The organism is Psychroserpens algicola, from assembly GCF_014526325.1.
Lineage (GTDB): Bacteria > Bacteroidota > Bacteroidia > Flavobacteriales > Flavobacteriaceae > Psychroserpens > Psychroserpens algicola.
Window position 1 is genome coordinate 245,099 of the sequence record NZ_JACNMJ010000006.1, and the last position, 13,316, is coordinate 258,414.

7 protein-coding genes and 1 tRNA gene are annotated in these 13,316 nt (G+C 36.9%); all 8 read right to left on the minus strand.

The annotated features are described in order from the left end of the window. Nucleotides 1-18 precede the first annotated feature (18 nt). Nucleotides 19-92 (minus strand) — tRNA-Thr (locus H7350_RS13615). A gap of 58 nt (nt 93-150) precedes the next feature. Next, the gene (locus H7350_RS13620) at nt 151-420 is read right to left on the minus strand and encodes a hypothetical protein (RefSeq protein WP_204346468.1); all 270 of its coding nucleotides are present in this window, start codon (nt 418-420) and stop codon (nt 151-153) included. Nucleotides 421-446: 26 nt separating this feature from the next. Continuing rightward, nucleotides 447-1,418, minus strand: coding sequence for a type I phosphomannose isomerase catalytic subunit (locus H7350_RS13625; RefSeq protein WP_204346469.1), 972 nt, complete (start codon nt 1,416-1,418; stop codon nt 447-449). Then, nucleotides 1,415-1,825 carry a 6-pyruvoyl trahydropterin synthase family protein gene (locus H7350_RS13630; RefSeq protein ID WP_204346470.1) on the minus strand — a complete coding sequence of 137 codons (411 nt, stop codon included), beginning with the start codon at nt 1,823-1,825 and terminating at the stop codon, nt 1,415-1,417. The genes H7350_RS13625 and H7350_RS13630 overlap by 4 nt, the downstream gene beginning before the upstream one ends. After that, the gene (gene idi, locus H7350_RS13635; protein WP_204346471.1) at nt 1,822-2,349 is read right to left on the minus strand and encodes an isopentenyl-diphosphate Delta-isomerase; all 528 of its coding nucleotides are present in this window, start codon (nt 2,347-2,349) and stop codon (nt 1,822-1,824) included. The genes H7350_RS13630 and idi overlap by 4 nt, the downstream gene beginning before the upstream one ends. A gap of 106 nt (nt 2,350-2,455) precedes the next feature. Next, entirely contained in the window at nt 2,456-4,426 is a 1,971-nt protein-coding gene (locus tag H7350_RS13640; protein WP_204346472.1) for an OmpA family protein, read from the minus strand. Between the two features lie 10 nt (nt 4,427-4,436). Continuing rightward, the gene (locus H7350_RS13645; protein WP_204346473.1) at nt 4,437-5,366 is read right to left on the minus strand and encodes a PorP/SprF family type IX secretion system membrane protein; all 930 of its coding nucleotides are present in this window, start codon (nt 5,364-5,366) and stop codon (nt 4,437-4,439) included. A 31-nt stretch (nt 5,367-5,397) separates the two neighbouring features. Next, a partial coding sequence (locus H7350_RS13650) for a DUF7507 domain-containing protein (RefSeq protein ID WP_204346474.1) occupies nt 5,398-13,316 on the minus strand: 7,919 nt, incomplete at its 5' end.

Sequence of the window (13,316 nt, forward strand, 5' to 3'; positions counted from 1 at the left end):
GTTTGGGATTTTTTTTTGAGCCGATGGAGGGACTCGAACCCACGACCTGCTGATTACAAATCAGCTGCTCTAGCCAGCTGAGCTACATCGGCAATAAAGCGCTGCAAATATAATAGGCTTTCGCAAATTTGCAAACACTCTTATAAAGAATTAGCTTAATTTATTTAATTTATCGATTAACGCTCTTCCTTTTTCTTCAAGTTCGTTGTTAATCGCTTTAAAGTGAACTTTTTTATTCTCGACACTTTTGTCATTAACTTTTGCAATTAACTCATCAAACGTAGCAATTGCCTCGTCAATGATTGCTTCACTCTTTTTGGTGTCTTTGTCGGTATTGTTATATTCCCAAACATACACTGCTTCTATAATATCTCCTAAAACGAAATTAATGTCTTTTTTTAGGTCTCTAATATTTGCCATAATTTTAAAATTTATTTGCTACAAAATTAAACATAAACTTCTAATAGTTTTGCATTACTAGATGTTATTTTATAGGTCTTTATTGCAGCAGGAATTAATACGGTTTCGCCTTGTTTTATAAATTCTGAAGCTAACTCAGTTTCAATGAGTGCTTCTCCCTCTACACAGATGTAAATAAAGAAGGAATCTTTAGTATTTAACTTCAGTATAGATTCGGTAACGTGCAACATACTTGTTGTAAAATATGGGCAACTCACCATTTGATTGGATGTGTTTTCTGTTTTTTGATAATCGACTCTAAAATTGTCAGGCATATCAAAGTCGAAAGCATCTATCGCTAAATCGTTGTGTAATTCTCTTTCATTTCCCTGATCATCAACACGATCCCAATCGTATACTCTATAGGTTATATCACTAGTTTGTTGAATTTCAGCCAGCATTACACCTGCGCCTATGGCATGAACGCGGCCAACTTCAATAAAATAAGTGTCACCAGTTTTCACCTTATCGAAATTTAAAATTTCGGTTAGCGTTTTATCATTTAAGTGTTTAAGATAGGTTTCAGGTGTCATTTCCTGGTTAAAACCTACAATCAAATTAGCATCTTCATCGGCTTGCATTACGTACCACATTTCAGTTTTACCAAACGAATTGTGACGTTTTGCTGCCAACTCATCATTGGGATGCAACTGAATCGATAAATCTTCTTTAGCATCAATAAACTTGATAAGCAAAGGAAATTTATTTCCGAAAACCTTATAATGCCTTTCACCTAACAATTCAGCTTTATAAGTTTCTAAAAGCTGTTTTAGGGATTGTCCTTTTAAATCACCATTTATGACAATAGATGTATCACCTTCTACATCACTAATTTCCCAGCTCTCTCCTACATTTGACAACTTTGAATCTTTATGTAATAAGGTTTTCAATTTTTCGCCGCCCCAAATCTTATCTTTTAATATGGGTTTAAATTTAATTGGATATAGTTGTTTTGTCATGAGCCTGAATAGGTTACAAAATTGCGAGGTGTTTCGTATAAGGTTATCTCAAGATCAAAATCTGGATTTAACTTTGGCCTAATCTTATTATAAATTACAACAACTATATTTTCAGCTGTTGGATTGAGGTCCTTAAACTCAGGAACTTCTACATTGAGGTTTTTATGATCAAAGGCATCTTCAACTTCAGACTTGATAATATCTTTTAATATTTTCATGTCGATAACATAACCTGTTTCCTTATCTATGTCTCCAGTAACACTAACTATAAGTTCATAATTGTGCCCATGATAGTTTGGGTTATTACATTTTCCGAAGATTTCATCATTCTTTTCAAAGCTCCAATCACTACGATATAAGCGATGTGCTGCATTAAAATGCGCTTTTCTGCTAACCGTTACTCTCATGCCTTTGTGATGTTTATATGTTCGTAAAACTTGTCGAAAATAATTTTAAACCAAGCCGTATAATTTTCTGGGTGTAACTCAATATCTACTTTAACTGTATCTAAAGGCATCCATTTCCAAGCTTCAACTTCATCTGGATTGATTTGAGGTTGTTCATTGAAATGTCCAACCATGACATGATCAAACTCATGCTCTGTTAATCCGTTATCAAATGGTGCTTTATAGATAAATGAAATGGTTTCCTTTAAATCGGTAACAAAACCCATTTCTTCCTGCAATCGACGTTTTCCAGCTTCGATATTGGTTTCACCGAGACGTTGATGACTACAGCAGGTATTGGTCCATAATAAAGGAGAATGGTATTTATGCTTAGCACGTTGCTGAAGCATTAATTCATTATTATCATTGAAGATAAACACTGAAAATGCACGATGCAATACAGCTTTTTCATGAGCCTCTAGTTTTGGCATGGTACCAATTTGCTCATCATTTTCATTTACAAGAATTACGTGTTCTTCTGTCATAGCTAACAAAAATAACAACTAAAATCCACATTTTCATCACAAATAAAAAAGCTGCCTTAAAAAAGACAGCTTTTAACTTATATTTAATAGTTATCGAATACCTGAATTAATTTTCAGGGCATTTTTCACCATTAATACTGGTTACTATAAACTCACTGCGTCGGTTTAACTGGTGCTCTTCTTCGGAACATGACGATTCATTTGAAGGCTCACACCCACAATCGTTTACCAAACGAGATTCACCAAAACCTTTAGCGGTTAAACGCTCTGCTGAAACGCCTTTATCGATTAAATACTGACGAGTAGATTGTGCTCTACGATTTGATAATTTTTCGTTATAAGCAGCAGGACCTCTACAATCTGTATGGCTTCGTACATCGATAGTCATTGTAGGATATTTGTTCAATACTGCTAATACTTTTTGTAATTCGACTTCAGCATCTCTTCTGATATTAGATTTATCAAAATCAAAATAAATAATAGGAATGTCTAATATTTTAGCTAAATCTGCACAAGGCTCTAAAACAACTTCATCTCTTTCTAAGTCAAACTCAATAACTAAATCCTGTTTTTTCTTAGGTGTTGTGAATCGTTTTTCATCGGTTGCAAACTGATCGAGTTCAACACGAATTAAATACTCTTTTTCACACTCTAATTCTTCAAATTTATAAGAAGCATCTGCACCTACAACTTGTTGACTAAGCGGATTTCCGTCAGCATCTAACAAAGTTACTTTAGCTCCAGGTAATAATTCTTGAGTATCCTGGTCTTTAACAACGCCTTCAACAACCTGTTCACAGTCAGGAATGATAAAACTGTAAATATCATCATCCCCTTTTCCACCATCTCTATTTGAGGTAAAGAACCCTTCTTTTGTACCTATATTCTCATAGTATCCGAAATCATCCATCGGACTATTAATTGGTCGGCCAACATTTTCTAAAGCCATTGGTTGGTTAAGCTCTCTTTTGTTTTTAAAATCTCTAATAACAAAAACATCCAGACCTCCCAAACCGCTAAATCCATTAGATGAAAAATACAAATCACCTTCAGAATTTATAAACGGAAATGTTTCATGACCTTCAGTATTAACCGAAGGACCAAGATTAACTGGTTCTCCTAAAGTTCCATCTTCATTAATATCAACTTCAAAAATATCAGATTTACCTAAAGTGCCAGGCATATCCGAAGCAAAGTACATCTTAGTGCCTTCAACATTGATAGTTGGATGCGCTACACTATACTCGTCACTATTAAAATGAACAGGCTCAACATCATCCCAGTCACCATCCTCATCTAAAATAGCTCTAAACACTTTTAAGCGATTGGTCCCATCTTCACTATTTTTATATTTTTTGTTGTAATAATTATTACGTGTAAAATAAATCACGTTATCATCTGGAGTAAATGCAACAGTCGATTCATGAAATTTGGTATTGATATCACTATCTAATTTCTCGACGTTACCGTAGGTACCATCTTCTTGTTTTTCTGCGGAAAAGAGATCCAGGTAAGGTTGCTCGTTCCATGCATACTTTTTTCCACCTCCTCTAGAAGAAGCAAAAATCAACTGGTCTTTGTATTGGGTTGTTCCGAAGTCTGAGACTTCAGAATTAATATTTAAGTTGACAATATCAAACTCTCTGCTGGCTTCATCAATCATTGACAAATAATCAACAGTTGAAGTAAATGCTCTACCTCTTAAATCACCTCGATCTGATTCAGCAAACTTTCGCATCCACTTATCAGATTCGGTATAATTTTCAATCGACTTTAATGATTGTGCATATCTGAAATAGTATTCAGAATCAACATCTTCGTTCATAGCCATAAGCTCTCCATACCATTTGGCAGCTTCTTTCATTTGATTATTAAAGTAGAAAGAGTTGGCTAATTTCTGAAGTAAATCGACAGATTTATAGCCGTTTTCAGCTACTTCTAAAAGAATTTCACTTGTTTTTAAGTACGCTAGATTATCGTACTCTTTTGAAGCTTGTCTTACTTTTCCTTTTTGAGCATAACCCATTGAAAAAACAAAACTCAAAGCTAGGATACATATAATTTTGTGTGTTTTCATAATCATTTTTTTAGAAGAATCTTGGTGATAATATTCTACCTATTTTTTGTAATTCGAAGCGTAACATAATCTCATGAGAGCCGCTATTGTAATTATTCAGATTAGTTGTTGTTGCATCATAAGCGTAGCCTATATACAATCCGTCAGTAACTTGAAAGCCTGCCAAGCCACTTACAGAGTCATCCCAACGATAGGCAAGTCCTAATGTAAACTTGTCATTAAATAAAAAGTTAGCAGATACATCTGCAATAATTGGTGCTCCAGAAACGGCTTTAACTAATGCTGCTGGTTTCAATTTTGTATTTTCACTTAAATCAAAGACATAACCTGCGATTAGATAATAATTCATACGCTCTTTAGCAACAGATTCTTGAAAATCATTATAATGCTCTGTTGTTAAAAAGTTAGGCACAGACAAACCAACATACCATTTGCGATTGTGTAAGTATAATCCGGCTCCAATTGTAGGAGAAAAAAGACTTACATTTTCACTAAAAACGGCATCTGGATTTTGAAAACGACCTTTACTCCAATCTGTATTCAATAAATGAGCACCAGCTTTTGCTCCAAAAGATAATTTGGTTAGTGATTCATTTAAACGAATTGTATAAGAGAAATTTGCATCAATATAAGTTTCGTTAGCTGGACCTAGAGCGTCATTAACTATCGAAAGACCTAAACCAATTTTGTCATTTCTTAGTGGAGCATGAATACCTAAAGTTTGTGTTTGAGGTGCTCCATCAATGCCAACCCATTGGGTACGATGCAAACCTGTAATACTTAATACTTCTCTCTGCCCAGCATAAGCTGGATTTACACTCATTGTATTATACATATACTGAGTGTATTGAGGGTCTTGCTGTGCAAAACTAGTATTAATCGTTAGTGCGCAAAACACTAATAGTATTAATCCTTTAACTAATGATGATTTTTGTATCATTTTATATTGTTTTTAATCTAGCCTTTATTAATTATCTGTTTATGTATAACCATCCTACTCTCGGTTCTGAACCGTCACCAAGGTCGATTACGTAATAATATGTACCTACTGGTAATTCGTCACCTTCACTAAGTACAGCTCTTCCGTTAGAAATACCATTCCAATCGTTTCTATACCCTTTAGTTTCATAAACAATATTTCCCCATCTGTTATAAATCTCTAATCTATTATTAGGGAATGTTTCTATACAATCGATAACGAAGAACTCATTAACACCATCGCCATTTGGTGAGAACTCGTTGTAAATAGTTAAACATATTGGTGTAACACCAATTGAATCACTATTGTTATTATCATCCTGATCATTACCTCCTGAGAAGGCAGTGATTGTTGCTGTATTCAGGTAATCGCCAAACCCAAGAACTTCTACAGTTATTGAAAGAACTTCAACCTGACCTGGATCTAGTTGACCAACAGTCCATTCGCTATCAAAATCTGAATATGTTCCTGCCGTTGCAATTGCCGAAACAAAAGTATACCCACTAGGAATAACATCTTCAACAATAACTCCAGTAGCAGTTACAAAACCTTCGTTAGCTACAGTAATTGTAAATGTGACTTCATCACCAATTAATGGCTGCGTGATATCTACTTCTTTAGTCACAGATAAATCAAAATCAGAATCTGTTAATGTTACTGTTGGATCATCTTCAGTATTTCCATCTGTATCATCACCATCGTCACTAGTATCAGTAGTACCAGTACCATCTGGACCATTTCCATTGGCAACAACACTATTGATTACACCACCAGCATCAACATCCATTTGAGTAATTGTATATGTTGCAGTATATGTAGCTGTTTCCCCTACAAGTAAATCACCTTCTGCACTACCTTGATCTGAACTTACATAAGTTGGTCCAGAATCGAGTGTTAAAGGAATTCCATTTGCATCAGTAAACGTATCAACTATTGTGATATTATCTAAAGTAACATTTCCAGAATTAGTTACTGAAATTGTGTATGTAATAACGTCACCAACTCCTACTACACCATCTCCATTGTCTAATATGTCTGCTATTTTGACAACGTCCAATGATGGCGTTTGAGTTAAAGTTGTTACAGTTGGATCATCATCACTTGTTGTATCTGTTGGATCATCACTATCATCTGTAATCGTGTTTCCATCTGGATCATTACCTTCTGCTGTAGCTTGATTCGTAACAAATCCTGTATCTAGATCTTCCTGTGTAATCGCATAGGTTGCGGTGTACACTATTGTATCTGTACCTACAGCTAGGTCTTCTAAATCTGCTTCTAAGTCGATATCGGCTCCTCCACTTACATATACTGGTGCTGGTAGAGTTCCTGTTCCTGTAAAGTTTGCAGCATTCTCTGTTACGGTAACATCAAACATGGTCACATCACCTGTATTAGTTACTGTGTATGTATACGTAATGATATCTCCTTCATTTAATATCCCATCTGCACCTAAATCAACAGAGCTAGTTTTAGTAATGCTTAACTCTGGGTTTTGTGGTATGATAGTGTCTGTTGGATCATCATCACTTGTTGTGTCTGTTGGATCATCACTATCATCTGTAATCGTGTTTCCATCTGGATCACTACCTTCTGCTACAGCTTGATTCGTTACTATACCTGCATCGATATCGTCTTGTGTAATCGCATAGGTTGCGGTGTACACTATTGTATCTGTACCTACAGCTAAGTCTTCTAAATCTGCCTCTAAGTCGATATCGGCTCCTCCACTTACATATACTGGAGTTGGCAGTGTTCCTGTTCCTGTAAAGTTTGCAGCGTTCTCTGTTACAGTAACATCAAACATCGTCACATCACCTGTGTTACTTACTGTATATGTATAGGTAATAATATCACCTACACTTACAACGCCATTTGCTCCTAAGTCTAAACTACTTGTTTTAGTAATGCTTAACTCTGGGTTTTGTGGTATGATAGTATCTGTTGGATCATCATCACTTGTTGTATCAGTTGGATCATCACTATCATCTGTAATTGTATTTCCTCCTGGATCATTACCTTCTGCTACAGCTTGATTCGTAACTATACCTGCATCGATATCGTCTTGTGTAATCGCATAAGTTGCGGTGTACACTATTGTATCTGTACCTACAGCTAAGTCTTCTAAATCTGCTTCTAAGTCGATATCAGCTCCTCCACTTACATATACTGGAGTTGGTAATGTTCCTGTTCCGGTAAAGTTTGCAGCATTCTCTGTAACGGTAACATCAAACATCGTCACATCACCTGTATTGGTTACTGTGTATGTATACGTAATAATATCGCCTACACTTACAACACCATCTGCACCTAAGTCTAAACTACTTGTTTTAGTAATGCTTAGCTCAGCATTGTTAGGTAAGATTGTATCTGTTGGATCATCATCACTTGTTGTGTCTGTTGGATCATCACTATCATCTGTGATTGTGTTTCCATCTGGATCATTACCTTCTGCTACAGCTTGATTCGTAACTATACCAGCATTTATATCGTCTTGTGTGATTGCATACGTTGCTGTGTACACTATTGTATCTGTACCTACAGCTAAGTCTTCTAAATCTGCCTCTAAGTCGATATCAGCTCCTCCACTCACATATACTGGTGTTGGTAATGTTCCTGTTCCGGTAAAGTTTGCAGCGTTCTCTGTAACAGTAACATCAAATAATGTTACATCACCTGTATTTGTTACTGTATATGTATACGTAATAATATCACCTTGATTTAATATCCCATCTGCACCTAAGTCTAAACTACTTGTTTTAATAATGCTTAACTCTGGATTTTGTGGTATTATAGTATCTGTTGGATCATCATCACTTGTTGTGTCTGTTGGATCATCACTATCATCTGTAATCGTATTTCCATCTGGATCGTTACCTTCTGCTACAGCTTGATTAGTAACTATACCTGCATCGATATCGTCTTGTGTAATCGCATAGGTTGCTGTGTACACTATTGTATCTGTACCTACAGCTAAGTCTTCTAAGTCTGCTTCTAAGTCGATATCGGCTCCTCCACTCACATACACTGGAGTTGGCAGTGTTCCTGTTCCGGTAAAGTTTGCAGCGTTCTCTGTTACGGTAACATCAAACATCGTTACGTCACCTGTATTAGTTACTGTGTATGTATAGGTAATGATATCACCTACACTTACAACGCCATCTGCGCCTAAGTCTAAGCTACTTGTTTTAGTAATGCTTAACTCTGGGTTCTGTGGTATGATAGTGTCTGTTGGATCATCATCACTTGTTGTGTCTGTTGGATCATCACTATCATCTGTAATCGTGTTTCCATCTGGATCATTACCTTCTGCTACAGCTTGATTCGTAACTATACCTGCATCGATATCGTCTTGTGTAATCGCATAAGTTGCGGTGTACACTATTGTATCTGTACCTACAGCTAAGTCTTCTAAATCTGCTTCTAAGTCGATATCAGCTCCTCCACTTACATACACTGGTGTTGGTAATGTTCCTGTTCCGGTAAAGTTTGCAGCGTTCTCTGTTACGGTAACATCAAACATCGTTACATCACCTGTATTAGTTACTGTGTATGTATAGGTAATAATATCACCTACACTTACAACACCATCTGCACCTAAGTCTAAGCTACTTGTTTTAGTAATACTTAACTCTGGATTTTGTGGTATGATAGTGTCTGTTGGATCATCATCACTTGTTGTGTCTGTTGGATCATCACTATCATCTGTAATTGTGTTTCCATCTGGATCATTACCTTCTGCTACAGCTTGATTTGTAACTATACCTGCATCGATATCATCTTGTGTAATCGCATAGGTTGCGGTGTATACTATTGTATCTGTGCCTACAGCTAAGTCTTCTAAATCTGCTTCTAAGTCGATATCAGCTCCTCCACTCACATACACTGGTGTTGGTAATGTTCCTGTTCCGGTAAAGTTTGCAGCGTTCTCTGTTACGGTAACATCAAATAATGTCACATCACCTGTATTTGTTACTGTATATGTATATGTAATGATATCTCCTACACTTACAACACCATCTGCGCCTAAGTCTAAACTACTTGTTTTAGTAATACTTAACTCTGGGTTTTGTGGTATGATAGTGTCTGTTGGATCATCATCACTTGTTGTGTCTGTTGGATCATCACTATCATCTGTAATCGTGTTTCCATCTGGATCATTACCTTCTGCTACAGCTTGATTTGTAACTATACCTGCATCGATATCGTCTTGTGTAATAGCATAAGTTGCAGTATATACTATTGTATCTGTACCTACAGCTAAGTCTTCTAAGTCTGCTTCTAAATCGATATCAGCTCCTCCACTATCATATACTGGTGTTGGTAATGTTCCTGTTCCGGTAAAGTTTGCAGCATTCTCTGTTACGGTAACATCAAACATCGTTACATCACCTGTATTAGTTACTGTGTATGTATAGGTAATAATATCACCTACACTTACAACACCATCTGCGCCTAAGTCTAAGCTACTTGTTTTAGTAATACTTAACTCTGGATTTTGTGGTATGATAGTGTCTGTTGGATCATCATCACTTGTTGTGTCTGTTGGATCATCACTATCATCTGTAATTGTATTTCCTGCTGGATCATCTCCTTGGGCTACAGCTTGATTCGTAACTATACCTGCATCGATATCATCTTGTGTAATCGCATAGGTTGCAGTGTACACTATTGTATCTGTACCTACAGCTAAGTCTTCTAAATCTGCTTCTAAGTCGATATCAGCTCCTCCACTCACATACACTGGTGTTGGTAATGTTCCTGTTCCGGTAAAGTTTGCAGCGTTCTCTGTTACGGTAACATCAAATAATGTCACATCACCTGTATTTGTTACTGTATATGTATATGTAATGATATCTCCTACACTTACAACACCATCAGCTCCTAAGTCTAAACTACTTGTTTTGATGACATTTATTCCTGAACATAAACTAACTGTCGGATCAGTAGAACTTATATCATTTTGCTGTAATGAATTATTAGAAGTATCTTGAGGTACTCCATTAGCATCAACGTTATCTCCTAAACTATCATCTCCATCCAAATCAGCAAGTGTGTATCCTCCATCACCTTCCAAAGCATCCGGACAACCATCATCGTCACTATCGGTATCTAGATAATCTGGAATACCATCATCATCAGTATCTGGATCTGTTGTTTGAGGATCTAGATAGTTAGTAGCACAATCGAATAAAAGACTATGATAACGTACTACATCAACTAATGGATTAGTAGCTACTACACCTAATCTGAATGTATAACTTGAGAAGTTATTATAATTAGCTGTAATATTTAAAAATGGGTTACTGTTAGACGAGCCTGGGTAATTAACATCACCTGACGTCGCCACTAAGAAGTTTGGTTCTGAAGAAATCGTTAGTGTTGTAGGATTATCTACAACATAATTTATTGGATAAGGAATTCTGTTACGTTCTAATGAATCAGAATTACCATCCATATCATTGTAGCCTACAAATACCTCAGGGAATGACACTGGAGTTGTGGTCCCTGATTGTACTAATTGAATGTTGTATTCTATCCATCCTTCTTGCCCTGGGTTTAGGTAAGACACCCTTGTACCTGGTTTGAAATATTCTGGAGTAGATGAGTTATCATCCAAGATATCAACGAACGCATTATTGAAGTCTACCAAGGTTACTAAAGCATCAGTACCTGTTGTCACATTCGCAAATCTAAATACTTCTCCTTCCAAAAGTGTAGATACATTTCCATCTCCTGATTCTTCAGTAGGAATAGCACTAAAATCAAACACTGCTTGAGAGCCGCATAAAGGTGGAGCACTAATTGTTTCTCCTCTTTCATCAACATCTAGAAGTCCGTCATTATCATCATCATCATCACAACCATCAGGTACTAAATCACCGTCTGCATCTGCAGCATCATCGAAGCCTTCGCATATATCGGCAGAATTAATTACGCCATCTCCATCACAATCATTAGTTGGGAAATCTGCACATTCACCAACCACTATAGTAACTTCTGCAACATCACATATAGTAGGATCTGCTTCTAAACATATTTGATATTCTACAGTATAGGTTCCTGGAGCAGAATTACCAGGAATATTAATTGTTCCATCGGTATTAATTGAAACACCTGTTAGACCACCATCGCTGGTAATACTAATATTATCTGAAATATTAGCATCAGAGGCATCAGCACCATCGGCTAAATCAGTTCCACTACCATTATCACTAAAGACACTTGTAGTTGTACCACCAGTGATTGGGTTAAAAGTTGTTGCACTAAAATCATCATTCTCTGCACTAATAGTCAACGGATCAACCGCCACACCATCATTATCACCATCTGTTCCATCGTCTATATTATTGGTTGCATCTGGGTCAATCTCATCGGCACTTACACTCGCTGTGTTTGTAAATGCGCCTGCTGAATCTATCGTTGCTGTTACTGTAATAGTTACATCATTTGCTGCTCCTGGTGCTATACTTCCTATTGTACATGGGAAAGTAGTACATCCTCCTCCACTTACGCCTGTAATCGTTAAGTTCGTTGGTGTATCTGTTACAACTACATTATTCGCCGTATCTGGTCCTGCATTTGAAACTACTAAAGTGTAAGTTACTACATCACCTGTTTGATACGGACTACTATCTATTAATGTCTTACTGATTGAAACATCTGCTACTGCTGCCGCCACACCATCATTATCACCATCTGTTCCATCGTCTATATTATTGGTTGCATCTGGATCAATCTCATCGGCACTTACACTCGCTGTGTTTGTAAATGCGCCTGCTGAATCTATCGTTGCTGTTACTGTGATAGTTACATCATTTGCTGCTCCTGGTGCTATACTTCCTATTGTACATGGGAAAGTGGTACATCCTCCTCCACTTACGCCTGTGATTGTTAAGTTCGTTGGTGTATCTGTAACAACTACATTATTCGCTGTATCTGGTCCTGCATTTGAAACTACTAAAGTGTAAGTTACTACATCACCTGTTTGATACGGACTACTATCTATTAATGTCTTACTGATTGAAACATCAGCTACTGCTGATGCCACACCATCATTATCGCCATCTGTACCATCGTCTATATTATTGGTTGCATCTGGGTCAATCTCATCGGCACTTACACTCGCTGTGTTTGTAAATGCGCCTGCTGAATCTATCGTTGCTGTTACTGTAATAGTTACATCATTTGCTGCTCCTGGTGCTATACTTCCTATTGTACATGGGAAAGTAGTACATCCTCCTCCACTTACGCCTGTAATCGTTAAGTTCGTTGGTGTATCTGTTACAACTACATTATTCGCCGTATCTGGTCCTGCATTTGAAACTACTAAAGTGTAAGTTACTACATCACCTGTTTGATACGGACTACTATCTATTAATGTCTTACTGATTGAAACATCTGCTACTGCTGCCGCCACACCATCATTATCACCATCTGTTCCATCGTCTATATTATTAGTTACATCTGGGTCAATCTCATCGGCACTTACACTCGCTGTGTTTGTAAATGCGCCTGCTGAATCTATCGTTGCTGTTACTGTAATAGTTACATCATTAGCTGCTCCTGGTGCTATACTTCCTATTGTACATGGGAAAGTAGTACATCCTCCTCCACTTACGCCTGTGATCGTTAAGTTCGTTGGTGTATCTGTAACAACTACATTATTCGCCGTATCTGGTCCTGCATTTGAAACTACTAAAGTGTAAGTTACTACATCACCTGTTTGATACGGACTACTATCTATTAATGTCTTACTGATTGAAACATCTGCTACTGCTGATGCCACACCATCATTATCACCATCTGTTCCATCGTCTATATTATTAGTTACATCTGGGTCAATCTCATCGGCACTTACACTCGCTGTGTTTGTAAATGCGCCTGCTGAATCTATCGTTGCTGTTACTG

Excerpts from the sequence above, each read along its gene's own strand:
- H7350_RS13630 (WP_204346470.1), bottom strand. The coding sequence starts at position 1,825 with ATGAGAGTAACGGTTAGCAGAAAAGCGCATTTTAATGCAGCACATCGC.
- H7350_RS13620 (WP_204346468.1), bottom strand. The coding sequence starts at position 420 with ATGGCAAATATTAGAGACCTAAAAAAAGACATTAATTTCGTTTTAGGA.
- H7350_RS13625 (WP_204346469.1), bottom strand. The coding sequence starts at position 1,418 with ATGACAAAACAACTATATCCAATTAAATTTAAACCCATATTAAAAGAT.
- idi (WP_204346471.1), bottom strand. The coding sequence starts at position 2,349 with ATGACAGAAGAACACGTAATTCTTGTAAATGAAAATGATGAGCAAATT.
- H7350_RS13645 (WP_204346473.1), bottom strand. The coding sequence starts at position 5,366 with ATGATACAAAAATCATCATTAGTTAAAGGATTAATACTATTAGTGTTT.
- H7350_RS13640 (WP_204346472.1), bottom strand. The coding sequence starts at position 4,426 with ATGAAAACACACAAAATTATATGTATCCTAGCTTTGAGTTTTGTTTTT.